The 23,593-nt window shown below is 72.1% G+C and carries 25 protein-coding genes; 10 read left to right on the forward strand and 15 right to left on the reverse strand.

All coding sequences use genetic code 11. From position 1 onward, the window contains the following. Nucleotides 1–85: 85 nt before the first annotated feature. Entirely contained in the window at nucleotides 86–871 is a 786-nt protein-coding gene (locus ACFV9D_RS10215) for a TetR/AcrR family transcriptional regulator (RefSeq protein ID WP_385143678.1), read from the forward strand. Here the strand turns inward: ACFV9D_RS10215 and ACFV9D_RS10220 are convergent. Further along, nucleotides 843–1,502 (reverse strand): TetR/AcrR family transcriptional regulator, encoded by a 660-nt coding sequence (locus tag ACFV9D_RS10220; protein WP_385143680.1) that lies wholly within the window; start codon nucleotides 1,500–1,502, stop codon nucleotides 843–845. The two genes, ACFV9D_RS10215 and ACFV9D_RS10220, sit on opposite strands and share 29 nt — an antisense overlap. A 171-nt stretch (nucleotides 1,503–1,673) precedes the next feature. Here ACFV9D_RS10220 and wrbA point away from each other — a divergent pair, with 171 nt between their 5' ends. Next, the gene (wrbA, locus tag ACFV9D_RS10225) at nucleotides 1,674–2,282 is read left to right on the forward strand and encodes an NAD(P)H:quinone oxidoreductase (RefSeq protein WP_385143682.1); all 609 of its coding nucleotides are present in this window, start codon (nucleotides 1,674–1,676) and stop codon (nucleotides 2,280–2,282) included. A gap of 154 nt (nucleotides 2,283–2,436) precedes the next feature. Further along, complete coding sequence (locus ACFV9D_RS10230; RefSeq protein WP_385143684.1) at nucleotides 2,437–3,021, forward strand: rhodanese-like domain-containing protein; 585 nt, start codon at nucleotides 2,437–2,439, stop codon at nucleotides 3,019–3,021. Between the two features lie 21 nt (nucleotides 3,022–3,042). Here the strand turns inward: ACFV9D_RS10230 and ACFV9D_RS10235 are convergent, their stop codons facing one another. The 6 genes from ACFV9D_RS10235 to ACFV9D_RS10260 form a co-directional block, all read right to left on the reverse strand. Continuing rightward, complete coding sequence (locus tag ACFV9D_RS10235; RefSeq protein WP_385143686.1) at nucleotides 3,043–4,251, reverse strand: RNA polymerase sigma factor; 1,209 nt, start codon at nucleotides 4,249–4,251, stop codon at nucleotides 3,043–3,045. 2 nt (nucleotides 4,252–4,253) lie between these two features. After that, a complete protein-coding gene (locus ACFV9D_RS10240; protein WP_385143688.1) occupies nucleotides 4,254–4,679 on the reverse strand; it encodes a YciI family protein in 426 nt (141 codons plus the stop codon). Nucleotides 4,680–4,826: 147 nt separating this feature from the next. Continuing rightward, complete coding sequence (locus ACFV9D_RS10245) at nucleotides 4,827–6,020, reverse strand: winged helix DNA-binding domain-containing protein (protein WP_385143690.1); 1,194 nt, start codon at nucleotides 6,018–6,020, stop codon at nucleotides 4,827–4,829. A 53-nt stretch (nucleotides 6,021–6,073) separates the two neighbouring features. Beyond that, nucleotides 6,074–7,129 (reverse strand): aldo/keto reductase, encoded by a 1,056-nt coding sequence (locus tag ACFV9D_RS10250; RefSeq protein ID WP_385143692.1) that lies wholly within the window; start codon nucleotides 7,127–7,129, stop codon nucleotides 6,074–6,076. Between the two features lie 119 nt (nucleotides 7,130–7,248). Next, entirely contained in the window at nucleotides 7,249–7,668 is a 420-nt protein-coding gene (locus tag ACFV9D_RS10255; protein WP_385143694.1) for an ArsR/SmtB family transcription factor, read from the reverse strand. Beyond that, complete coding sequence (locus tag ACFV9D_RS10260; protein WP_385143696.1) at nucleotides 7,644–8,231, reverse strand: hypothetical protein; 588 nt, start codon at nucleotides 8,229–8,231, stop codon at nucleotides 7,644–7,646. Before ACFV9D_RS10260 ends, ACFV9D_RS10255 begins: the two co-directional genes overlap by 25 nt. Before the next feature lie 87 nt (nucleotides 8,232–8,318). Between ACFV9D_RS10260 and ACFV9D_RS10265 the strand changes: the two genes are divergently transcribed. The 3 genes from ACFV9D_RS10265 to ACFV9D_RS10275 all read left to right on the forward strand — a co-directional run bounded on the left by ACFV9D_RS10265 (nucleotide 8,319) and on the right by ACFV9D_RS10275 (nucleotide 11,641). Continuing rightward, on the forward strand, nucleotides 8,319–9,509 hold the full coding sequence (locus ACFV9D_RS10265; RefSeq protein ID WP_385143698.1) for an MFS transporter: 1,191 nt from the start codon (nucleotides 8,319–8,321) through the stop codon (nucleotides 9,507–9,509). A 420-nt stretch (nucleotides 9,510–9,929) separates the two neighbouring features. Further along, on the forward strand, nucleotides 9,930–10,292 hold the full coding sequence (locus tag ACFV9D_RS10270) for a DUF1214 domain-containing protein (RefSeq protein WP_385143700.1): 363 nt from the start codon (nucleotides 9,930–9,932) through the stop codon (nucleotides 10,290–10,292). After that, nucleotides 10,289–11,641: a DUF1254 domain-containing protein gene (locus tag ACFV9D_RS10275; protein WP_385143702.1), complete on the forward strand. Its 1,353-nt coding sequence runs from the start codon at nucleotides 10,289–10,291 to the stop codon at nucleotides 11,639–11,641. The genes ACFV9D_RS10270 and ACFV9D_RS10275 overlap by 4 nt, the downstream gene beginning before the upstream one ends. Before the next feature lie 9 nt (nucleotides 11,642–11,650). Here ACFV9D_RS10275 and ACFV9D_RS10280 read toward each other — a convergent pair whose 3' ends face one another. The 4 genes from ACFV9D_RS10280 to ACFV9D_RS10295 all read right to left on the reverse strand — a co-directional run bounded on the left by ACFV9D_RS10280 (nucleotide 11,651) and on the right by ACFV9D_RS10295 (nucleotide 16,809). Further along, the gene (locus ACFV9D_RS10280) at nucleotides 11,651–13,924 is read right to left on the reverse strand and encodes an FtsX-like permease family protein (protein WP_385143704.1); all 2,274 of its coding nucleotides are present in this window, start codon (nucleotides 13,922–13,924) and stop codon (nucleotides 11,651–11,653) included. Continuing rightward, nucleotides 13,921–14,580, reverse strand: coding sequence for an ABC transporter ATP-binding protein (locus ACFV9D_RS10285; RefSeq protein ID WP_385143706.1), 660 nt, complete (start codon nucleotides 14,578–14,580; stop codon nucleotides 13,921–13,923). The genes ACFV9D_RS10280 and ACFV9D_RS10285 overlap by 4 nt, the downstream gene beginning before the upstream one ends. 33 nt (nucleotides 14,581–14,613) lie before the next feature. Beyond that, nucleotides 14,614–15,030, reverse strand: coding sequence for a hypothetical protein (locus tag ACFV9D_RS10290; RefSeq protein WP_385143708.1), 417 nt, complete (start codon nucleotides 15,028–15,030; stop codon nucleotides 14,614–14,616). Nucleotides 15,031–15,267: 237 nt separating this feature from the next. Then, nucleotides 15,268–16,809 (reverse strand): DHA2 family efflux MFS transporter permease subunit, encoded by a 1,542-nt coding sequence (locus ACFV9D_RS10295; protein ID WP_385143710.1) that lies wholly within the window; start codon nucleotides 16,807–16,809, stop codon nucleotides 15,268–15,270. A gap of 134 nt (nucleotides 16,810–16,943) precedes the next feature. Between ACFV9D_RS10295 and ACFV9D_RS10300 the strand changes: the two genes are divergently transcribed. Both ACFV9D_RS10300 and ACFV9D_RS10305 read left to right on the forward strand, forming a co-directional pair. Next, a complete protein-coding gene (locus ACFV9D_RS10300) occupies nucleotides 16,944–17,663 on the forward strand; it encodes a TetR/AcrR family transcriptional regulator C-terminal domain-containing protein (protein WP_385143712.1) in 720 nt (239 codons plus the stop codon). 167 nt (nucleotides 17,664–17,830) lie between these two features. Beyond that, nucleotides 17,831–18,397 carry a hypothetical protein gene (locus tag ACFV9D_RS10305; protein ID WP_385143714.1) on the forward strand — a complete coding sequence of 189 codons (567 nt, stop codon included), beginning with the start codon at nucleotides 17,831–17,833 and terminating at the stop codon, nucleotides 18,395–18,397. Nucleotides 18,398–18,567: 170 nt separating this feature from the next. Here ACFV9D_RS10305 and ACFV9D_RS10310 read toward each other — a convergent pair whose 3' ends face one another. Beyond that, nucleotides 18,568–19,326 carry a DUF4232 domain-containing protein gene (locus ACFV9D_RS10310; protein WP_385143716.1) on the reverse strand — a complete coding sequence of 253 codons (759 nt, stop codon included), beginning with the start codon at nucleotides 19,324–19,326 and terminating at the stop codon, nucleotides 18,568–18,570. A gap of 247 nt (nucleotides 19,327–19,573) precedes the next feature. On the opposite strand from ACFV9D_RS10310, the gene ACFV9D_RS10315 reads away from it, so the two are divergent. Continuing rightward, entirely contained in the window at nucleotides 19,574–20,923 is a 1,350-nt protein-coding gene (locus ACFV9D_RS10315) for a helix-turn-helix domain-containing protein (protein WP_385143718.1), read from the forward strand. Nucleotides 20,924–21,122: 199 nt separating this feature from the next. After that, nucleotides 21,123–22,052, forward strand: a complete 930-nt coding sequence (locus tag ACFV9D_RS10320) for a hypothetical protein (RefSeq protein WP_385143720.1) — start codon at nucleotides 21,123–21,125, stop codon at nucleotides 22,050–22,052. Nucleotides 22,053–22,112: 60 nt separating this feature from the next. Here ACFV9D_RS10320 and ACFV9D_RS10325 read toward each other — a convergent pair whose 3' ends face one another. From ACFV9D_RS10325 to ACFV9D_RS10335, 3 genes are all read right to left on the reverse strand, one after another. Continuing rightward, entirely contained in the window at nucleotides 22,113–22,379 is a 267-nt protein-coding gene (locus ACFV9D_RS10325; protein WP_385143722.1) for a hypothetical protein, read from the reverse strand. Between the two features lie 184 nt (nucleotides 22,380–22,563). Further along, on the reverse strand, nucleotides 22,564–22,773 hold the full coding sequence (locus ACFV9D_RS10330) for a hypothetical protein (RefSeq protein ID WP_385143724.1): 210 nt from the start codon (nucleotides 22,771–22,773) through the stop codon (nucleotides 22,564–22,566). Between the two features lie 4 nt (nucleotides 22,774–22,777). After that, nucleotides 22,778–23,398 (reverse strand): DUF5994 family protein, encoded by a 621-nt coding sequence (locus tag ACFV9D_RS10335; RefSeq protein WP_385143726.1) that lies wholly within the window; start codon nucleotides 23,396–23,398, stop codon nucleotides 22,778–22,780. Between the last annotated feature and the right edge of the window lie 195 nt (nucleotides 23,399–23,593).

Consider the following 23,593-nt stretch of genomic DNA (forward strand, 5'->3'; position numbering starts at 1 on the left):
GATGGTGGTCCCAATCTCCGTACACGGTACTCTATACGGCGTACAAAGTAAGAGGATTAGGTCCTGACCTGCGAAGATGGGTGACATGGCGAAGGAGCGGAGCAGCGGCGCGGGCGATCCGGCGCGGACCCTGGAGCTGCTGTGGCGGGACGGCGCGGCGGTGCAGGGGAGCCGGCGCGGGCCCCGGCAGGGGCTGACCGTCGACGCGGTCGTCGACGCGGCGATCGGCCTGGCCGACGAGGGCGGGCTCGACGCGCTCACCATGCGCGCGGTCGCGCAGCGCCTCGGCGTCACCCCGATGACGCTCTACACCTACGTCCCGGGCAAGGGCGAGCTGCTCGATCTGATGCTGGACGCCGTCTTCCTGCGGATGCCGCGCGCCGCCTTCGCGGCGGACGAGCCCTGGCGGGAGCGCGTGACGGCGGTCGCCGACGCCAACCGGGCGCTGTATCTGGACCACCCGTGGCTGGCGGAACTGCGGGTTCACCGGCCGCCACTCGGCCCGGGGGTGATGACCAAGTACGAGCACGAGCTCGGCGCCTTCGAGGGCCTGGGCCTGGGCGACGTGGCCATGGACTCGGCGCTGACGCATCTCCTGGGCTTCGTACAGACCGTGGCGCGGACCGAGTTGGACGCGCGCGCGGTGGAGCGCGAGAGCGTGCTGTCCGACCACGAGTGGTGGGCGGCGCACGAGCCGCTGCTGCTGCGGGTGCTCGACCCGGACCGCTTCCCGCTGGCGTCGCGGGTGGGGGAGGCGTCGGCGGTGGCGTACCAGGGCCTGTACGACGCCGGCCATGCCTACGCCTTCGGCCTCGCCCGCGTCCTGGACGGGTTCGCGGCGCTCATCGCCCGAGGTTCAGCAGCGCGGTGAGCCCCGCCTTGACCGCGTCGGCGGAGAGGTCCTGCTCGACCGACAGGTGGTGCATCAGGCTCGGCGAGAACGGCGCGAGCAGGAGATGGGCGAGGAGCGCGCCGTTCTCCTCCGGTCGCAGCTGCGCGAGCAGCAGGGCGACATGCGTGTGCATGGCGAGGTACGCGCCGCTGGTGTAGCGGGCGCTGGGGGCGGCGGCCTGGGCGGCGAGCAGGAGTTCGCGCTGCTCGATGACCCGGTCGACGAGGGCGTCGAGGAAGGCGTGCAGCCGCTCGTCGGCGGGCGCGCCGGGGCCGAGCGGCGGCGGCCCGCCCATGTACGCCTCCTGGAACTGCCGTTCCCGGTCGTCGAGGAGGGCCCACAGGAGCTGGGAGACATCGCCGAAGCGGCGGTAGACCGTGCCGACGCCGATGCCGCTGGCGTGGGCGACCTGGTTCATGGTGACGGCCTCGGGTCCCACCTCGGCGACGATCCGCGCCGCCGCGTCGAGGATCTTGCGCCGGTTGCGGGCGGCGTCGGCGCGCTCGGGGGCGGCGCGGCCGGTGGTGGGGAGAAGGGTGATCCCGGGAAGGCCGGACGCGGGGGCGGCCTGCCCCGACCCTGCCGCCGGTCCTGATTTCTTCGTGCTCATCTCGTCCGCCTGCCCTTCGTTCCAAGCCCCCTCGGTGCGCCCGTGGCATGAGCATAACGGAGCGCTATCCGGTTGTTCGCGTGTTCCCCTTGCAAAGTGGATCCGTATCCGTTTAATCTCTGACTCGTTGAACCGGAACGGAATCCGCTTAGACCGCCGAAGGGGCTCGCCATGTCCGTCAAGGTTGCTGTCATCTACTACTCGGCCACGGGGAACGTGCACGAGCTCGCCCAGGCCGTCGCCGAGGGCGCCGAGAAGTCCGGTGCGGAGGTCCGGCTGCGCCGCGTGAACGAGCTCGCCCCCGACGCCGCCATCGACTCGAACCCGGCCTGGCGCGCCCATGTGGACGCCACCGGCGACGTCGAGATCGCCACGATCGAGGACCTGGAGTGGGCCGACGCCTACGCGCTCGGCTCGCCCACCCGGTTCGGCAACGTCGCCGCGCAGCTGAAGCAGTTCATCGACACCACCGGCGGTGTGTGGCAGCAGGGCGTCATGGCCGACAAGCCGGCGACCGCCTTCACCAGCGCCCACAACGTGCACGGCGGCAACGAGTCGACGCTGCTCGCGCTCTACAACACCTTCCACCACTGGGGCTCGGTCATCGTCTCGCCCGGCTTCACCGACCCGGCGGTCTACGCGGCGGGTGGCAACCCGTACGGCACGGCCCACCCGGGCGCGAACGGCGCCCCGGAGGAGAACGTGCTGCAGGCCGCGCGGTACCAGGGCGAGCGGCTCGCGAAGATCGCCAAGCGGCTGAAGGGCCTCGCGGTCGACTGACCGGCCGTCCGGCCCGACCGCCCGTCCGACCGACCAGTCCGACTGACCGGCCTGGCTGACCGGCCTGGCCGGCCCGTCCGACGGGCCGTCCGACCGACCAGTCCGCGGAATCGGGCGTTCCGGTGTGGGCGCTCCAGGGAGTAGCTTGCTGCCCGTGAACACTCCCTCCTCCCTCGACGCCGACCAGGCCCGCGCCCGGCTGGACGCGCTGACGGTCGTCGACGTCCGTACGCCCGGCGAGTACGCCTCCGGCCATGTGCCCGGCGCCCTCAACGTCCCCCTCGACCAGCTCGGCCGCGCGATGCCGGCGCTCAGGGAGGCCGCGCAGCGCGGGGAACTGCTCGTGGTGTGCCAGTCGGGCGGGCGCTCGGCCGGCGCCTGCGCCCGGCTCTCCGCGGAGGGCGTGCCGGCGCTCAACCTCGCCGGCGGCACCGGCGACTGGGCCTCGCGCGGCCATGAACTCGCGCGTCCCGTGGGCGCCCCGGCGCACGCCACGTGGGCGATGGAGCGCCAGGTCCGGCTCGCCGCCGGGACGCTGGTCCTGATCGGCCTGACCCTGGGGCTGCTCCTGCACCCGGCCTGGCAGCTGCTGTCGGCGGGCGTCGCCGGCGGATTCGTCTTCTCGGCGCTCACGAACACCTGCGGCATGGCGGTGGTGCTCGGAAAGCTCCCGTACAACCGCGGCGCGGCGTGCGGGATCGGCTTCGACGCGACCCTGGAGCGGCTGCGCCGGGGCTAGCCGGCCCTTGTTACCGCACCTTCACCGATCGAGACGGGCCGCCCTCGTCAGCAGGTACCGGCGTTCCGGGAGGCTGAGAGTGAGGGTGGCCGCCGTGGCGTAGGCCGCGCGGGCGGCTTCGGTCGCGCCGGCGCGTTCGAGGAGGTGGGCGCGGACCGCTTCGAGGCGGTGGTGGTGGGGCAGGCGGGGTTCCAGGGCGGTGAGTTCGGCGAGGCCGGACTCGGGGCCGTGGACCATCGCGACGGCCACCGCGCGGGAGAGTTCAGCCATCGGGTCGGGGGCGTGGGCGACCAGCAGGTCGTACAGGGCGAGGATCTGCGGCCAGTCCGTCTCCTCGAGGCTCGGCGCCTCGTCGTGGAGGGCCGCGATCGCCGCCTGGAGCGGGTACGGGCCGGGCGGGCCCGCCGCGAGGGCCTCCTCGACCAGAGCCGTGCCCTCCGCGATCGCGGCGGAGTCCCAGAGCGTGCGGTTCTGCTCGTCCAGGGGGATCAGCTCGCCGTGCGGGCCGGTGCGGGCCGCGCCGCGGGCCTCCGTCAGGAGCATCAGCGCCAGCAGACCGGTCACCGAGCCCTCGCGGGGCAGCAGGCGGCGGAGTGACCGGGTCAGCCGGATCGCCTCCCGGGCCAGGTCGGCGCGGTGGAGGGTGGGGCCGGAGGTGGCGGTGTAGCCCTCGTTGAAGATCAGGTAGAGGACCTGGAGGACGGTGACCAGGCGGGCGTCGCGGTCTTCCGGGCCGGGAGGATGGAACGGGTGGTCGCGGAGCTTCGCCTTCGCGCGGCTGATCCGCTGCGCGATCGTCGCTTCCGGTACGAGATGGGCCCGGGCGATCTCCGCCGTGGTGAGGCCGCCGACCGCGCGCAGCGTCAGCGCGATCCGCGCGGCGGGCGCGAGCGCCGGGTCGCAGCAGAGGAAGAGCAGCGTCAGGGTGTCGTCGTCGGACGGCGCCGCCCGGGTCTCGCGGAGTTCCAGGCGCGCGGCCGTCGCCTCCCGCCGGGCCCGCGCCTCGTCCGCCCGCAGCTGGTCGGTCAGCCGCCGCGAGGCCACCCGGATCAGCCAGCCGCGCGGATTGCCGGGCGTCCCCGTCTCCGGCCACTGGCGCGCGGCGGCCAGCAGGGCCTCCTGCACGGCGTCCTCTGCGGCGTCGAAGTGTCCGTACCGGCGCACGAGCGCACCGAGGACCTGCGGCGCGTGTCGGCGCAGCAGGTCCTCGACGGTCTCCTCCCCGGCCACGCTCAGCCGGCGATGAACTCGTCGGCGGAGCGGTCGTCGATCTGCCGGATCACCACGGGGTACTCCGGCGCACCGGCCGGCTGCGGGCACCGGGCGACGCGCGCCGCGATCTCGGTGACCCGCTCCAGGCTCGCGCAGTCGAGCACCCAGTAACCGGCGAGCAGCTCCTTCGTCTCGCTGTACGGCCCGTCGGTGATCACCGGCTGCCCGGCCTTGTCGACGGACACGTGCCGGGTCTTGCCCGGCTCGACGAGCCCCTGCGCGTCGACCAGCTCGCCCGATTCCGCGAGGTCGTTGTTGATCGATCCCATGAACTCGAACATCGCCTTCATGTCCTGCTCGCTCCAGGCGGGGCTCTGCCCGGAGCCCCTGCCGACCATGGCGTCGTAGTCGGCCTGGGATCCCTGCACCATGACGAGGTACTTCATGACTTGCTCCTTAACTCGTGGTTCCCTGTTGCCTTTCACAGGGGACGTCGGAGCCGGGCACCGATTCTCGACACCTCGCGGGGGCCGATCAGAATTCTTCTCGGATTCCACCCGGGGGAACCATGGCCGCCTCGAACCTTGACCGCCTCACCCTCCGGCCGCCAGTTCCCGTTCAAGCGGGGTGCGGAAGCGGGGTGTCACCCGTACGTCGCCGACCCAGCCCGCCAGCCGTTCCGTCTCCGCCGCGATCGCCGCACCGGCCTCCGCGCCCACGTCGGAGAGCAGGCGGTGGACGATCCCGCCGTCCGGGCGCTGCGCCCACACGCCGACGACGCGGCCGTTCCACCACACGGTCGGGCCGATGTTCCCGGTGCGGTCGTACAGCGCCGCCTTGTGGGCCGGATCCGTGTACCAGTCGTGGTGCTGCCAGCCCATCGCCGTCGGGTCCAGCGCGGGCAGCAGCGCCGCCCACGGCTCCGGGTCCGGTACGGGCGCGGTGTCCTCCGGCAGGACGTAGCCCGTGCCCTCCGTCAGCTCCACCGCCTCCGCGTCGATCGCCGCAAGGGCCTTGCGGACGTCGGTGACCTTCCACCCGGTCCACCACTTCAGGTCCGCCTCGGTCGCCGGCCCGTAGGTCGCCAGCCACCGCCGTACGAGTTGGGCGTGGGCGTCCGCGTCGCTCGGGTCGGGGCGCTGCGGGGTCAGCCGCCAGCGGAAGCGGCTGGAGGTCCAGGTGCCCTGCGGCCGGCCGCGGGCGATCCGGCCCTCCATGCCGAGGACGCGGAGCAGCCGGCTGGAGAGCGGCTGGTTCCCCTCCTGGCGGGTGCCGATCCCGTAGACGTACTGCACGCGCAGCCGCGGCACGGCCTCGCCGAGCTCCGCGCCGGTGGCCTCGCCCCGTACCGCCAGCTCCGCGGTCAGCAGCCGCTCGGTCTCCGCCAGCCACTCCTCGTCGTACTCGCTGCCCTTGCGCAGGTCCTTGACGAGCATGGCGCGCTCGCGGGTGGCGACGTCACGTGTGGTGGAGGCGTGCACGGCGGGGGTGAGGTCGGTCGGGAAGACGAAGATCGTGTGCCGCATCCCGTGCATCCGGGTCAGCGTCCGGTCCTCGTACAGGGCCCGTTCCAGATCCCGTACCGGCCCTTCGACGCCCGCCTGCCCACTCAGCCGCGCCCCCACCGCGAGGAAGACGCTCGCCGGGTCGGTCGCGTGCAGGGCCACCAGGGACCCCGCCACCGCTTCCGCGCTGTCCGCCCGCGCCGCTCCGGCCAGCCGGTGCCGTACGGCGAGCCGGGCCCTGCGTTCGTCCGCGTCGATGCGGCGCTTCGTCTCGTTCCCCATGCGGGCAAGCATGGCCCAGCGGGGACCGGACAGCGGGGCGGGCGGGGCCGCGCTCAGCCCGCCGCGCGCTCGGACAGCGGGCGGCGCCGCAGCGTCGCGTCCACCAGGAACGGCGGGCGCCAGACCCCGTCCGGCCGGTAGAGGTTCGTGCCGGGCGGGACGATCTCGTCGATGCGGTCGAGGACCTTGTCGTCGAGGACGAGCGAGGCGCCCTTCACCAGCCCCTCCAGCTGTTCCCTCGTCCGCGGGCCGATGATCACGGAGGTCACGGCCGGGTGCGCGGCCGCGAACGCGAGCGCCAGCTCGGGCAGCGAGCAGCCGATCTCCTCCGCCAGGGCGACGAGTTGCTCGACGGCGTCGAGTTTGGCGGCGTTGCCGGGGATCGTGGGGTCGAAGCGGTGCGGGTGGAGCGCCGGCCGCCCGCTGGTGAGGTCGATCGGCCGGTCCTTGCGGTACTTCCCGGTGAGGAACCCGGACGCCAGAGGAGCCCAGGTCAGCACCCCCATCCCGTACCGCTGCGCCACCGGCAGTACCGAGGCCTCGATGCCCCGGGCGAGCAGCGAGTACGGCGGCTGCTCGGTGCGGAAGCGGCGCAGGCCGCGCCGCTCGGCGACGGCGTGCGCCTCGACGATCTCCTCGGCGGGGAAGGTGGAGCAGCCGAACGCGCGGATCTTGCCCTGGGCCTGGAGGTCGCCGAGGACGCCGAGCGTCTCCTCGATGTCCGTACGGTGGTCGGGCCGGTGGACCTGGTAGAGGTCGATCCAGTCGGTGCCGAGCCGCGTCAGGCTGTCCTCGACGGCGCGGGTGATCCAGCGCCGGGACAGACCGCCACGGGCGGGCCCCTCGCCCATCGAGAAGTACCCCTTGGTGGCGAGAACGGTCTCGGCGCGGCGCTTCGGGTCGCGCAGCGCCTTGCCGACGATCTCCTCGGACTCGCCCATGGAGTACATGTCGGCCGTGTCGACGAAGTTGATGCCGTGGTCGAGGGCGGAGTGGATGATCCGTACGGAGTCCGTGTGGTCGGGGTTGCCGACGGCGCCGAACATCATCGTGCCGAGGCAGTACGTGCTGACTTCGATCCCGGTCCCGCCGAGTACGCGATAACGCATGCGGAGACTTTAGGAGTTGGAGTGGACTCCAGCGCAAGACCCGGCCCCGGAGGCCATGACGTCCACGAGCGACGCGTGGAGGGCGTCCGCTTCGCACATGTCATTACCCGCCTCAGGAGTCATGCGGGCTCGCCCGACGGCGTGAGCAGGGCGTCCGCGACCGAGGTGCGGGCGTAGAGGACGGAGCGGCCGCTGCGGTGCGCGGTGACGAGGCCCGCGTTGCGCAGCGCCGTGAGGTGCTGGGAGACGCCGGCGGCCGACAGGCCGCAGTGGACGGCGAGTTGGGTGGTGGAGGCCGGGGTGTCGAGCTCGGTGAGGAGCAGGGTGCGGGAGCGGCCGAGGACGGCGGCGACGGCGTCGGTCGCGGTGGTCGTCCGCGGCTCCCAGAGGTTGCCGATGCCCCGTGCGGGATAGGCGAGTTGGGGCGGATCGGGCGCCACGGCGCGGGTCAGGACACGCGGCCAGGCGAACGCCGAGGGGACGAGCAGCAGTCCGGAGCCGACCTGGTCGCGGGTCAGTGCGCAGTGCCGTCGTCCCACCGTACGGTCTCGTGGAGTTCGCTCAGGACGCGCGCCGAACCGTGCTCGGCGACCTGCCTGGCCCGGTGGAAGACGTCGGCTTCGAGGAGCTGGCGGATGCGGGCCCAGTAGGGGGCGAGGGCGAGTTCCCAGTAGTTCTCGATCTCGGCGGCGACCTTCTCCAGAGCCTCCTCGGGGGCCTCGCGCAGCAGCCGCAGCCGGGGCGAGGCGCGGTGGCCGGCCGGCTCCTTGGCCCGGAGGAGCTCCAGGTCCTTGCGTACCTGCGCGGGTGTGGACGCGCGGATCGCGTCCAGCTCGGCGGCGAGGGTGGGGAAGGGCGTGGCGGGGGTCGGGTTGAGGAAGTCGGCGAGGTAGCCGTGGCCCGGGATCAGTTCGGCCAGCCAGCCGCCGTCGAGCCCCGCCCGCGCGAGCCGGGGCCGTACCTGCGCGGCCCAACGCCGGTGCAGCGGCGGCTCGGCGGTGTCCCTGAGCAGCCGGAAGCTGGTGACGACCTCCCACATGGGGGAGACGGCGAACCGGGTCTGCGCCAGGTCCGCCGCCGAGAAGCTGAGCCCCGATTCCATGCGTCCCCCGTACCGTGGATCGACAGATCGATTCGGTCTGAGCTTAATCAATGGAACGTCTCGGTGTCCCGGGCGCAGTCTCCTCGCATGCTCTCCTCCTTCCGCGGACTCCCGCCCACCGTGTGGACCCTCTTCGCCGGCACCGTCATCAACCGGCTCGGCTTCATGGTCACGCCCTTCCTCGTGTTCTTCCTCGCCGCGCGCGACGTCACGGGGCCCGAGACCACGTACGTCCTCGGCGCCCTGGGCGCCGGCAATCTGCTCGGCCCGGCGGTGGGCGGCGTCCTCGCCGACCGCGTCGGCCGCCGCCCCACCATGCTCATCGGCCTGCTGGGCGCGGCTGCGGCGCAGGGCGCGCTCTTCGTGGCGCCGGGCGTGTGGACGATGGCCGCCGCGGCGCTGCTGATCAGCGCGACGGGCGCGATGGTCGGCCCCGCCGCGTTCGCGCTGATGGCCGACGCCGTCGACGCGGAGCGCAGGCAGCGCGCGTACGCACTGTTCGGCTGGGGCGTCAACATCGGCACGGCGGTGGCGGGCGTACTCGGCGGCTTCCTGGCGGCGCAGGGCTACTGGCTGCTGTTCGCGGTGGACGCGGGGACGATGCTGATCTACGCGGTGGTCGTGGCGACGCGGCTGAGCGAGCCGCCGCGCACGAAGGCGACACAGGGGACGGATGACGGCATCGGCTACGGAGTGGTGTTCCGGGACCGACTGGCTCTGGCGCTCCTGCCCCTGTTCGGCGTCCAGCTCTTCGTCTACTCCCTCACCGAGGTCGCCCTGCCGCTCGCCGTCCACGACAGCGGTCTCTCCCCGGCGGTGTACGGGGCGATGGCGGCGGTCAACGCGATCCTGGTCGTCGCCCTCCAGCCGTTCGTCACGGCCCGGCTGGCCCGCCTTCCCCAGCTTCCGGTCCAGGCCGCGGGCAGCGTGCTGATCGCCTCCGGCGTGGCTCTGACGGGTCTCGCGGACGGGGTCGTGGGCTTCACGGTGTCGGTGGTCGTCTGGTCCCTGGGCGAGGTGTGCGTCGCGGGCATCGCCGCGACGATCGTCGCCAACCTCGCCCCGGCCCACGCCCGCGGCCGCTACCAGGGTGCCTTCAGCTGGACCTGGGGCGTCGCCCGGTTCGGCGCGCTCACCCTGGGCGTGACGCTCTACACCGGCCTCGGCCCGGCAGCTCTCTGGTGGACCGCCCTGGCCGCAGGCACCCTCGCCGCGGCGACGACCCTCACCCTCACGAGCAGGGTCGCGCGCCGCACGGAGCACGCGCTGGTGGCGTGAGGGGGCGTCAGCGGGCGGTGCGGGCGCGGGCGGGTGTGAGGGGGCGTCAGCGGGCGGTGCGGGCGCGGCCCGGGTACGGCTGCGGGCGCGTTGCCAGGCGAGGCCGCCGCGGGCGGGAACCCGCCCGGACCGGCCGGGCGGGTTCCCGCCGGGCGGAGATGTGGGGCCCGCCGGGCACGGCGGGCGGTGGACGCCGGGCCGAGCGGGGGCCCGCCGGGCCGGGATGTGGGGCCCGTCGGGCACGGCCGGGCACGGGCCCCCGGCCGGGAGCCGGGCCCGCCGGGCGGGGATGCGAGGCCCGCCGGACACGGCCGGGTAGGGGTCGCCGGCCCGGGCGGCGCCCGCCAGGCAGGGGATGCGAAGCGCCCGAACAAGTGCGAGCTTTGATCCCGTCTGACCCCTTTCGAGAGGCGGGATCGCGTGCAGCAGCCGACACGGGACGAGGCCCGGCCGACACCGGACGAGGCCCAGCGGACGGCTGCCGAGGCATGGATCTGGGGCTACCCCCTCCTGGAGAACTACCGCCTCCCGGAGCGCCTGCTCGTCGACAACCCGATCGACCGGTACTCGATCGGCGACCGCACGCCCGGCCTCGTGTACGACGACGACGGCGGCCTCACGCTCTACGTCCAGCAGACGCGCCCCGGCGACCCCGAGCACGCGGCCAACTGGCTCCCGGCCCCCGACGGCCCGTTCACGATCGCGCTCGGCGTGTACGGCCCCGATCCCTCGGTGCTGAACGGCGGCTGGTCGATGCCGCGGCTGGCGGTGAACGACACATGACCGGATCCGCGCCCGACCTGACATCGCTGGCCACCGAGGCGTACGTCTACGGCTACCCACTCGTCCACGACATCGCGACGGTCGCCGCATGCGTACAGAACGGCTTCGGCGCCCTCCTCCCGGCGCCGTTCAACGAGTTCGCCCACGCGGACCGACTCGCGGCCCCCGACGCGCACGTCGTCTCGGTGAACAACGACACGGTGTACTCGATCGCCCAGCTGGACCTCTCGGGCGGCCCGCTCCTCCTGCACGTGCCGGACACGGCGGGCGCGTACTACGTCCTGCAGTTCGTGGACGTGTGGACGAACAACTTCGCGTACGTCGGCAAGCGCGCCACCGGCACGGCGGAAGGCCACTGGCTGATCGCCCCGCCCGGCTGGGCCGGCACCGTTCCCGAGGGGCTGAGCGGAGTGATCGACGCGCCGACGTCCGTGGTCTCGATCGTCGGCCGCAACGCCTGCGACGGCCCGGACGACATGCCCCGGGTCCGTGCGGTGCAGCAGGGGCTCACCGTGACCCCGCTCGACCACACGGCCCATCTCCACGGACTGCCGTCGCCCGACCCCGACGTACCCGAAGCGCTGCGCTTCTTCGAGCAACTGCGCGTCTGGATGGCGGACTTCCCCTCCTCGGCCCCGGACCAGGCGTACGAGGAACGCTTCCAGTCACTGGGCCTCCTGGAGGAGGGTCCCTCCCCGTACCGGAACGCCGCCCCGGCGCTCGCCCGCGCCCTGACGGAGGGACTCGCGGCGGGCCGGGAGCGCGTCGAGGCGGCGACCAGGCCGAGTGCCGGGGAGGGCCCGCCCGGCGGCTGGTCGGCCGACCCGCACCTCTTCGACTACAACCTCGACCACTTCGGCGTCGGCACCCTGCGCTCACCGCAATGGCGGATCGCCGACCGCGAGGCGTCCTACGTGGTCAGAGCGGCGGCGGCGCGGGCGCGGCTCTGGGGCAACCACGGCTACGAGGCGGTGTACGCGACCACCTATGCCGACTCCGCCGGCCGGCAACTGAACGGCGCGCACGCGTACGTGCTGAGCTTCGACCAGCCACCGCCCGTGGAGGCCTTCTGGTCGGTGACCATGTACGACACCCCGGACTACCACCTGGTCGACAACCCGATCGCCCGCTACTCGATCGGCGACCGCACCCCCGGCCTGACGTACGCCGCCGACGGCTCCCTGACCCTCGTCCTGCGGCACGACCGCCCCGGGGACCCGTCGGAGGCGGCGAACTGGCTGCCGACACCGAAGGGCGACTTCCGTCCGGTGGTGCGCCTGTACCTGCCCAAGGCCCCGGTACTGGAGGGCACGTACCGCCTGCCGCCCATCGAGCGACGCGATGGGTGACGGGGGCGGTCAGTCGCGCCGGATGTGCTCGGGATCGACATGGCGCCGCACGAGCGGCAGCGAGGCGGCCGCGGCGGCGAGCAGCACGCCGAGACAGCAGACGAGCAGCAGCGGCAGCCCACTCCAGTCCCAGTGCACGGCCCCACCCCCGGTGATCAGATAACTCGACTCGGCCAACCACCCGGTCACCACGGCCGCCCCCAGCCCAACCCCGAGCGGCAGGACCACCTGCACACACTGCACCACCCGCAAGGTCCCGGCCCGAGCCCCGAGCAACGCAAGCGCGGCGACCTGCCCGCGTCGCTCCATGGCCCGATCGGCGACGGAGACGACGAAGGCGGCGACGCTGATGACGAGGCCTAGGACCATGCCGGCGGCGAGGAGGCTGCGGATGACGGTGAGTTGGGCGAGGGACTCGATGACGATGCCTACGGGTCGGACCTCGGCGAGCGGGGCGATGGTACCGAGGGCGTCGAGCGTGGTGCGGACGGTCTGAGGGTCGGCATCACTGACGAGGACGAGTTCTGAGCTAGCAGGCAGCTCATCCGAGGGAATGAGGGAGGGGGGAATCAGAACATCTGTCCCGAAGGCGGATGGATCGAAGGCGCGGAGGTCTACGTGCTTGCTCGGCACGGTGATGGTGACCTGCCGACTCCTGAGGTGGAACGGGAAGGCGCGACCGGGTTGTGCGTCGTTGTTCGGCAAGAGGGTCGAATCGCGCAACCGGAGAACCTGCCCGTCGACGCAACCATTCGACCACTCGACGAAGGCGTCGAGTTGGTCGCAAGTGGCGACCACGGCACGCAGCGTAGGGCTGTCGGTGTCGTCCATGGGAGTCCAGGAGGACAGCGTGGCGGCGTGAGCCCGCACGCTGTCGGCTTTGGTCATCCCCTCGACTTGCTTCGCCGTGAGCCCTGCGTGCGGCACGCCGTACTCCTGCACCGGCGCTGTGCGACGGCTGACCTGGTCGAGCTCGACGAGGACACCCTGGGTTAGGGACGTGGCGAAGACCAGCAACACGAGTCCGGTGACCACGCGGAGCGAGGCGCCCGGCTCCACTTCGGCGCGGCGCATCGCGAGCGCCAGCGGGAGTGACCGTGCGGTGCCGGCGAGACTGCGGGCGAGCCACATGGTGATCGGTGGAAGCCCGAAGATCAGCCCGGCTCCGGTCAGCAGGACAGCGGCGGGTACGAGGAGGGTGTCGTGGGAGCCGCCGGACGGATCCTTCCCCAGCACGCTGAGCACGCAGTAGCCGCCGATGATGCCGAGTCCCGGGATCAGCAGCAGCGTTCCGTACATCGTGGGCGGCTTCCGTTCTGCGGTGCGCCGGACGTTGAGCGGAGTGCGCGCGGCAGCACGTGCGCTGTGTCGTCCCACGAACCAGGCGAGGGCCGGGCAGAGGATCAGGCAGACAGCGAGCGTGCTGGCCTCGGGACGTCCGTCGGCCGGGTACCAGTGGAGCCCCGGGAGGCCGATCCTCGCCATGATCTCGTTGAAGACGAGGTATCCGCCGACGCCGAGCAGCGCCCCGAGGAAGGCGGCCGACACCGTCTCGCCGGCGTTGACCCGCAGGGTGTCTTTGACGCTCATTCCTACGAGCCGCAGCGCCGCGAGCCTGCGGGCGCGGGACTCTGCGGAGAGCCGGGCACACACGGAGAGGAACACAGCGAGGGGCAGCAGGACGACACAGGCGAGTGTGAACCGAAGGATGTCGAGGGTGGACGAATCCACCACCGTGTACGGCGGCCACCTCGACCCGAAGTAGTCCACCGTTCCTGCCTGAGGCAGTTGGGCGCGGGTGCTGCCGATGTATGCGAAGAGCTCGTCCGGTCCCGTCAGACCCGCCGGCCCGATCGTCCCGGCGACACGGCCGGGCAACAGCCCTGCCAGGGAGGGGTGGTACGCCAGTTCGTCCCGCAGCCGGGGTGAGACAAGTACCTCGTCGGGGGCGGGAAGGCGATCCACGCCAGGGGGGACCGGGGCAAGACCGGAGGACGAGCGGGCGACGAAGACCCGGCGGAGCGGCTGGGATCCGTAGGAGTCCACAAGTGGAGCCATGGCGAAGGTGTCGCCGGCCGCCGGCGGGTGTTCCGCTTCGTGCGTTACTTGCGGATGACGGGCGGCAGCCCGGTTGTCATGGGCGGCGAGGATCGCCGGGATGGTGAGGACGGCGGCCAGACAGGCGACCCCGATCGCGCAGCCCATGGCCATCAACAGGAAACGGCCCCGGCTTCTGCGTCCGCCACGCCACAGCAGTCGCATGCCGAGCAGGAACGGGTTCATTTCAGGATCCCGTCGGCCATCGTGTACCGGCTGTCGGCCTGTTCGGCCACTGTCGGGTCATGCGTGACGATGACGACGGCGGTGTCTTGATCCCGCGCGAGACGCAGGAACTCTTCCAGTACGGCGGAGGCGTTGACGCTGTCGAGCGCACCGGTCGGCTCGTCGGCGAACACCACGTCCGGCCGATGCACGAGCGCCCGTGCGACGGCGACCCGCTGGCTCTGCCCGCCGGACAGCTGGGCGGTCCTGCGCTGGAGCAGCTCGGTCATCCCGAGCCGTCCGAGGACCTCCCCGGCGGCCGCGTGCGCGGGCGCCTTGCGCTGGCCGGCGAGCCGCAGGGGGAGCGCGGCGTTCTCCTCGACCGTCAGCTCGGGCAGCAATTCCCCGTACTGAAAGACGAATCCGAACCGTTCCCGACGCATGGTGCTCAGCTCTTCGTTGCTGAGCGAGGACAACGCGACTCCGTCGAAAGCCACGGTGCCGCGCGTGGGCGCGAGCACCCCGGCCAGGCAGTACAGCAGTGATGACTTCCCGGAGCCGCTGCTCCCCATGACCGCCGTCACCTCCCCGCGCTTCAGCGAGAAGTCCGCACCGCTGACTGCTTGGTGCGTCCCGTAGAAGAGATCCACGCCCTCGGCGCGGAGAATGGCGTTCACGGTTGTGTCCCTTCGTGACGAGGCGGTCGTCGGTTAGTTGCGGTGGTACGAGTTGATGGCTGTGCAGCCATCCGGCCGCAGGGTGCCTCGATCGCGGCAGACCCGGATCCGAGCGTTCTTCGTGTACTGGGCGGCGCCGTCGTACACGACCTTGTCCAGCTGGACGGTCTTCTTCTGAACGCCGCTGAACCGGTTCCAGTCGTAGCCCTCGACCCTGACTTCTGCGTAGACGTTGTGGCCGTCGTCGGGCAGGACGTCCCTAAGCGCTCCCTTGAGGTGGAACCCGCCGTGGTTCTGGCCCTTGGGCCAGAACTTGTACTGCGCAGCCCGCAGCTCCGCGCCGTCGGTCCGCATCGGACCGATGGCCTTCCACCCGGAATCCGCCACAGCAACCCCCATCCCGCCCAGGAACAACCCCGCCGCCACCGCCACCGTCGCCAACTTCCGCACGTTTCCTCCACCTTGAGAGCACCCCACACGGGCGTTGCGGAAAGTGTCCCAGCGATTACGGAGAGCATCACCCGCCGTAACGTCTCTGCCGCCCCGGACCCCCCGAACCGGTGAAATCACCACACGAGTCGGACCATCGCCACAGGCCGGAGACGCTCCGAGGAACGCCGAAGGCCCCGACCGGTTTCCCGGTCGGGGCCTTCCGCCGCGTGCAGGCCGAGGTGCTCGGCGTCCCCGTCAGGCCACGAGCTCCGCCTTGCCCTCCGCACCCGAACCCGCACCCGAACCCGCGCCCTCCGGCGCCTCCGGCTTCCCCGCCCCCGGCTTCCCGTCCCGCATGACCACCGCCGCCAGTACCGCCGCCGCCAGGACCCCGATCGCGCTGATCGTGAAGGTCGCCGACATCGACGTCGTGAAGGCTTCCCGGGCCGCGTTCATCAGGCCCGCGTCGCCCTGCGCCGCCGCCAGGGCGCCGCCGATCGAGTCCTTGGCCTGTTCCGAGGCGTCCGCCGGCATCTCGGCGGCGAAGCGGCTCGACAGGAGCGAGCCGAGGATCGCGATGCCGAGCGCGGTGCCGGCCTGCTGGATGGTGTCGTTCAGGGCCGAGCCGACGCCCGCCTTCTCCGTCGGGATCGTGCCCATCAGCGCGCCGACCGCGGCCGGCATCGCCAGGCCGGCGCCGAGGCCGAGCAGGCCGAGTGCGACGGCCGGGACGGTGAAGCCGGAGGTGGCGTCGACCGTGGTCAGCAGGGTGAACGAGGCGGCCATGACGAGCATTCCGCCGAGGACCAGCCAGCGGTAGCCGATCTTCGCGGCGAGGCCCGCGCCGGCGGCGTTGCCGATCAGGGCGGCGACGGCCAGCGGCATGAACGCGAGGCCCGCCTTCACCGGCGAGTAGCCGAGGACGAACTGCAGGTACTGGGTGAGGACCAGCAGCAGGCCGCCGTTGCCGATCTGCACGAGGGTCAGCGAGAGCGAACCGCCGCTGAAGTTGCGGTGCTTGAAGAGGACCAGCGGGACCATCGGGGAGGGGGTGACGTTCTCCCAGATCACGAAGCCGGCGAGCGCGGCGACCGCGACGATCAGGGTGACGGCCGACCGGCCCTCGAAGGCGCCGTGCTGCGGGATCTCGATGATCCACCAGATCAGGGCGGTCATGCCGACCACGGAGAGGATCGCGCCGAGCGGGTCCGGCTTCTGCCACGGGCCCTTGGACTCCGGCATGAGGGTGAGCGCCGCGATGACGGCCAGCACGACGACCGGGACGTTGATGAGGAAGATCGACTGCCAGGAGAAGTGGTCGATGAGCACGCCGCCGAGCACCGGGCTGCCGACCAGGCCGAGCATGGACACCGAACCCCATGCCGCCATCGCCTTGCTGCGCTCGTCCTCCTCGAAGACGGTGATGAGGATCGACAGCGTCGAGGGCATGATCAGCGCTCCGCCGACGCCCATCGCGATGCGTACGGCGATGACCTCACCGGGGTTGTCGGCGAAGGTCGCCGCCAGTGACGCCAGGCCGAAGAGCAGCAGGCCGATGATCATGATCTTCCGTCGGCCGAACCGGTCGCCGAGGCTTCCGGAGGTCAGCAGGAGGCCGGCGAAGACCAGGATGTAGGAGTCGAGGATCCACTGGATGTCCTGGGCGCTCGCGCCGATGTCCTCGGTCATCGAGGGCACCGCGACCGTCAGCGCCATGCTGTCGACGACCAGGACCAGCGTGCTGAGGCACAGCACGACGAGGATCCACCAGCGGCGTGGATTACGGACGGTTTCCATGGGAGTTCCTCTTGTTCCTCTCGGCTGCGCACGGTGTTCCTTCGGTGCGAACACTGTACGCAGACGCGTACGCCGTGCGCAAGCCCTCACTCCTGTACGCTGAATGCGAACGCTGTACGCACCGAAGGAGGGTCATGGCCGCCAAGACGAACCCCATCCCGTCCGTGTGGGCCCGGCAGCAGGCCGCGTCCGAACAGCCCGCGCTCAGCCGCGCCGCGATCGTCCGCGAGGCGATCGCCATGCTGGACGCCGACGGCATCGACGCGCTGAGCATGCGCAAGCTCGGCGCCCGCCTGAACGCCGGCGCGACCTCCCTCTACCGGCACGTCGCCACCAAGGACGAGCTGATGGAGCTCGCGGTGGACGAGGTCTTCGGCGAGATCGCCGTACCGCCCGCCGACAGCCCGGACTGGCGCGCCGCCGCGACCGAGGCCGCCGGCTCGTTCCGCGCGTCGGCTCTGCGCCACCCCTGGCTGACCTCGGTCCTCGGCCAGGCGGGCCTCGCGTACCTGGGTCCCAACCTCATGGCGTACTCGGAGCGACTGGCCACTCTTTTCACGGCCGTCGGCTTCCCGGAGCCGAGCCGGGCGATCGAGACCCTCCTGGGGTACGTCATCGGCATGAGTACGACGGAGGCGGCCTGGCTCACGACGGTCGCCCGCTCCGGCGAGACGGAGGCCGAGTTCATCGCCCGCCTCACCCCCGCCGCCCAAGAGGCGGCGGTAGGCCACGACCACCTGACCGAGGCCTACCAGGCGACCCTGGCCGCCGATCCGGTTGAGATTCGCGACACCAAGTTCGCGTACGGGCTCGAGGTCGTCCTGGACGGCCTGGCCCTGCGCCTGCCGAGCTGACCCACCGACGTCCCCCCGGACGTCCCCCGGACGTCCCCCGACCTTCCCCGGACCTGCCCCCACCGACCTCCCCCGATGAGCGCCGCCGATGAGCGCCGCCGCCCCGTAGGGGTGATCACCGGTGTGCCTGCGTGAACCGGCGCGGCTCCGCCCCCAAGGATGCGCGCATGCGCATTCCCACTTCGCTGCCCCGCCGCGTCCTCGTCCCGTTCGTGGCCGCCGTCGCGTTGCTGACCACAGCCGCCTCCTCCGCGGCCACCGCGGGGGAGGCCTGCGGCTCGATCATCACCGCCCCGCTCGCCCGCCCCGTCGCCGCCGACGACCCCTGTCCCAGTACGGACCCGGTGGTGTGCCGTATCCGGGCCATGCCGATGGACGAGAAGGTCGAGGCCCAGAGGACCCGGATCCGGTACCACGACCTCCTGGAGGACATGCACCGCACCGAGGCCAACATGCGCGCGGCGGGGGCCTCCGAGGAGGAGATCGCCCGGGAACTGGTCGACATGCGCAACCAGGCCAAGGAGATCACCCGCGCGGGCATGACCCCGCAGGAGGTCCGCATCCTGGAGGAGCGGAACATCGCGAAGTACGGCAACCCCCTCGGCCCCACCGCGGACCAGCTCTACGCCAAGTACGGCTCCTGGGAGAAGGTCACCGACGCCTCCATGCGCACCAGCTACGCCGTCGACCGCGAACTGAGCCTCGAGTACCGCCCCTGCCCGGTGCAGCTGTAGCGGCGGGATGTACGTCCGAAGGCCCCACCGCGAACGGTGGGGGCTTCGGACGGTGGCACGACCTACCGCCAGTTCCGCTTCAGGGTGTGCGGATTTCCGGGTCGGGGCGGGAAGCCGGGCCAGGTCCGGTCGGGTACGCGGCCCCGGATCCGGCCCGGGGGTGTTGCTCTTCAGTACGTGAGCGCCTCGTCCAGGCTGGTCACCCAGTGCGTGACCTTGGCGTCGTCGGTCTTGTAGGTGTCGGCCGGGAGGGTCACGGACGCCGTCCGGCCGACGGAGCCGGACGCGTCGCGCGAGGCGAAGTTCACGCCGAGCCGGGACGTGGTGCGGCCGTTGACCTCGCTGCCGGTGCGCTCGGCCATCAGGATCACGGAGGCGTACGCGGACTGGCCCGGGGCGAGCCGGATCACGCTCTGCTGCTTGGTGCCGTCGTCGATGGCGGTGGCGGCCTGCTCCTCGTCGAAGCGCAGGAGCGGTGCGCTGTAGAGGTCGCAGGGCACGGAGCCCTTGTTGGTGGCGGTGATCAGCAGGTGGTTGATGGGGCGGGTCGGCCGCGTGACGACGACCCTGTTGTTGTCGCCGGTGCAGGTGACGGCCTTGACCGGGCCGTCGGCCGGCTGCTTGGCGCCGCCGGTGGTCTGCTTCCCGCCGGTGCTCCCGCCGGTGCTCCCGTCGGTGTTCGTGCCGGTGCTCGTGCCCCCGGTGCTCTGCTTGCCGCCGGAGTTCGTTCCGCCGGAGTTCGAGGACGTCGCGCCGGACTGGCTGGGCGAGGGCGAAGCGGTCGCCGTCGACGTCACGGACGGGCCCTTCCCCGCCGCGTCGGAGGAGGGGGCCTTGCCCGTCTCAGTGGCGCCGCAGGCGGTGGTGGCGAGCGCGGCGGTCAGGACGGTGGCGGCCAGGACGGTGCGGCGGATGTCGAACGTACGCATGAGGTTGTTCCCCCGTTGGATGAGTGGTGGTGACGGTGGATCAGTGGAAGCGCCCGGTCCGAGCGGCGCTGCACTCACCTTGTGCGCCGCCTTCGCATTCGCACCAGCGACGGGAGAGAATGTCGTACGGGCGAATGCTCGTACGGGGGTTGACCTGGGGAAACGGGTTCCCCCTGGAACGCCCGCCTGGGACGTCGAATGCGACGTCGAACGGCACGGCGACCGGAAGGGACCACTCGGGGTGGGGATGGACAGCCAGGACCTGGCCGGCTTTCTGCGGGAGTTGAAGGAACGGTCCGGGCTCAGCTACGGCGCCCTCGGCAAGCAGATGCACATGAGTCCGTCGACCGTGCACCGCTACTGCAACAGCGACGCCGTGCCGACGGACTTCGCTCCCCTGGAGAAGATCGCGCGGCTGTGCGGGGCGAACCGTGAGGAGCTCCTACGGCTCCACCGCCTCTGGATCGTGGCGGACGAGACCCGCCGTCGGGCCAAGACCGCTACGGCTGCGGCGGCAGAGTCGGCGGTGCCAGCGGTGTCGGCGGTCCCGGCCGTACCGGCGCCCGCGGACGCCGACTCCCAGGAACCGCAGTCCGTACGGGAGTCAGAAGACGAGGAGCTTCCCGAGCCGACCGCTCCCGCCGCTCCCGCCGCCCCCGCCCGGACCAGCCGCCGGCGGCGTCTCTGGACGCTGGCCGCCGTAGTCGCGGCGACCGTCGCCGTCGCGACGTTCGCCACCACCACCCTCTGGCCCAGTACGCCGGAGGCCTCCAGTGACCAACTCGGCGCGGCCGGGAGCTCCGCGGCGCCCTCCACCGCCGCACGCCCGCCCGGTGGCCCGGCCGCGAGCAGCGCCACGCCCGGCAGCCCGACGCCTGCCGGGCCCTCGTCGGCCGGCACGGTCACGCCCACCGGAGGCAGCGGTTCCGGCGGGAAGGGGGGCGACACGTCCACGGGGAGGCAGAGGCCGCCCGAGGTGCCCCTGGCGGTGGACGTCAATCCGTACGTATGGAAGGACCCGTGCAGCCAGTTCTACGTGGTGGACCAGGACCCGAAGCGCATGCCGCCACCGCCCTCCCCGCAGGACGCGCGGGGCTGGGTCACCCCCCTGGGCGGGGTTCCCGGGGGCGAGATGGTGATCGATGTGTCGCTCCAGGGGCTCGGTGACGACACGGTCGTCCTCCAGGCCCTCCACGTACGAACGGTCGACACGTCCGCGCCGTTGCCGGGCAACGTGTACGCGATGGGCGTCGGCTGCGGCGGGGACGCGCGCCTGCAGAGCCTGGACATCAACCTGGACGCGGCCCGGCCGCGGCCCGTCCCTGTGGCGGGGTGGAAGGGCGACGAGTACCGCCCGGCGTCGGACTTCCCGTACAAGGTGTCCGCGAGCGACCCGCAGGTACTGACGATCACCGCGCACACGCGGGGCCGAAGCGTGAAGTGGTACCTGGAGCTGGAGTGGAGCAGCGGCGGTCGCAGAGGCGTGCTCCGGGTGGACGACCGGGGCCGGCCCTTCACCACGAGCGCCACGGCGAACATGCCCACGTACCAGTTCCCCCTGGGGTCGAACGCCTGGGAGCCGTATCAGTGGGGGTGACCGGTGACACGGGCGGTGGGGGCGGCGGGGACGGCACGGGCGGCGGGGACGGCACGGGCTCCACTCCACACGCGCCTGCCGAGTGCGCCTTCGCGCTCCGGCGAACGGCGTAAGCGGCACTGCGGGGAGCTCACCATGATCAATAACCTGGCGCCCGACGCGTGACCTCGCGTCTGATCGGACAGAAGGTGAGCGACCCGTGGAACTCCCGATGGTGCGACGCACGGCCTCGCTCGCGGCGGCGACCACCCTCCTCGCGGTGCTCGGCACCGCACCGTCCGGTGCGGCCGGTGCGTGGCAGCAGGTCGGCGCCGACGCCCGCAGCGGCGTCAGCGGCCTCGCGTACGAGGGCCGGACCGCGGACGGAAGCGGGGTGCACCTGCTGGCCGTGCACGACAACAAGCGGACCGGGCAGCAGCGCCTGTCCCGGATCACCCACGGGGAGGGCTCCGACACGGTCGCCCCGATCACCTGGGACGGTCCGGAACCCGTCGATCTGGAGGCCATCGAGGCCATCCCCGGGATGCCGGGGGAGTACGTGGCGCTCACCGGCCGCGGCATCGTGTACCGCCTGAAGGTCAGCGGCTCCACGGCGACGGTCGTCGACTACACGCCGCTGCCGGCGATCGGCGAGGGCGACGACTTCGAGAGCTTCGCGCTCGTCGCCCAGAACGGGAAGCTCGCCGCCCTCTGGGCGGACCGGGGCGCGGGCGCGGACCGTCCGGCCACGCTGTACGCGGCGCCGCTGACGTTCGCGTCGTGGGGCCAGCCGCTGTTCGGGGCCGTGACCCGCCGCGCTTACCGGGCGCCGTACCCGACCGACGGCGGAACGCGGCACATCTCCGACATCGTGGTGACCGACGCCGGCCGCGTCCTCGTCAGCTCGGCGGCGGACGCCGGCGACGACGGCCCCTTCGACTCGGCGCTGACCGACGCAGGCCGGGTGACCGTGTCCACGTCGGGCCGGGTCCGGGTCGCGCTCGACGCCTCCCCGACCGTGCTCGGGACGTTCCCGCAGTACAAGATCGAGGCGGTGGAGTGCCTGCCCGGATCCGCCGCGGGCGACGGCGTCCTCGGCACGGACGACGAGAACTTCGGCGGCTACGTACGGACCATGTCGATCTGCTGATCGGGACCCGGCGGGATGTCAGCCGCCTGGTGACCCGGTGTGCGTGGCGGTGTGCGCTTCTCAGACTTCGTCGACGTGGGTGCCGGTGCCGGTGGACGGCCTGCTGGTGCCCAACCAGGAGTGGGACGGTTCGGCGACGGACTCGGTGTCGACGGTGAGGTGGAGCCGCGTGCCGCCTTCGGGAACGGGGTAGCTGCGCTGTTCCGTGCCGGCGAAGGTGTGGCGGAGCAACTCGGCCACAGCGCGGGCGGTTTCGGGGGTGGCGGCGACGATGCGGATCTCGGCGTGTCCGGCCGAGGGCAGGGTCGCGGTGTCGGTGGGGTACAAGGTGTGTCGTCCCTTCAGGGGCGAGCGAGAGGCCGGTGGGTGGGTTGTCCCGGGTGTCGGGTGCCCCACCCGCGGCCTTCGGTCGGAGGAGTGGTCTGAGGTGCGGGTCAGGTCAGGTCAGGTCAGGTCGGGTCAGGGTCAGGGCCAGGGTCAGGGCCAGGGCCAGGGCCACGGTCAGGTCGGGTCAGGGCCAGGTGCCTGTACGCCTGCGGCCGGGGGTCTGTCCTGTCGGCCCGTTGCGGCTGTAGCCGGGTGGGCGGCTGATGGCCGGGAAGGGGTCGCTGAAGTGGTGGGCCTCGATGCGTGCGGCGTGCTCGGCGTTGAGTCGGTGGATCAGGAACATGCCCAGGGCGATCACGAGGGCGGCCGCCGCGATCAGGACGAAGGTCTCCATGACGTCACCACCCCCACTTGTTCCGGGGCAGGGGGATCATCCGTGCCCCGACGACCGGATGCCGGAGGGGCGGAGGGGAGGCCCCGCCGTCGGTCTCCCAGACGTCCTCCCGGCCTCGGGCGTCGTCGACCCGGCCTCGGGCGTCGTCGACGTCCTCCCGGCCTTGGGCGTCGTCGCGGGCGCCGTCGCGCAGACGGCGGCCGATCGCGGTTTCGTCGGACATGAGGGTGACGGTGGTGAGAAGGCTGCCGGGGATGGCTGCGGCGGTCATCAGCCGGGCGGCTGCGGCGGGTTCGGTCTCGGGCGGGATCACCAGCAGGTCGCAGCGGCCGACGGTGTAGGAGAGCAGGATCACCTTGTCGGGATCCTGTTCGGTGAACCAGCCGACGTGCACGGTGTGCCCGGTGACGGGAACCTTGTGCGGGACGACGGGCCAGCGGGTGGGGTTCACCATGACGCGCGTGATGCGTCCCCAGCGCCCTTCCAGTGCGTCGACGAGGAGCGGAAGCTCGGCTGCGAGATCGCGTGAACGAGGCCACCACGCGCCGTCCAACAGACCCGTGCGAGAAGTCTTCGGCGTGAGCGCAAGGCGCGGCGACAGCGTGGGAGCGAGGGTCGTGGTCATGATGCGGACCCGTCTCCGGGCCGTCCTGCAGGGCGGCCCAGTGTCTTGATCGCCGGAAACGACGTCCGCGTGGGAGCGGGTGTTCGAGTTACTCCCGGTACTTTCAGCGTACTCCGAGCGTTGGTCGGGCGAGCGGTTCTGACCAGGTGACTTCTGACCAGGTGACTTCTGACCAGGTGAATTCTGATCGGGCGG

This window comes from Streptomyces sp. NPDC059875 (assembly GCF_042731085.1).
Lineage (GTDB): Bacteria > Actinomycetota > Actinomycetes > Streptomycetales > Streptomycetaceae > Streptomyces.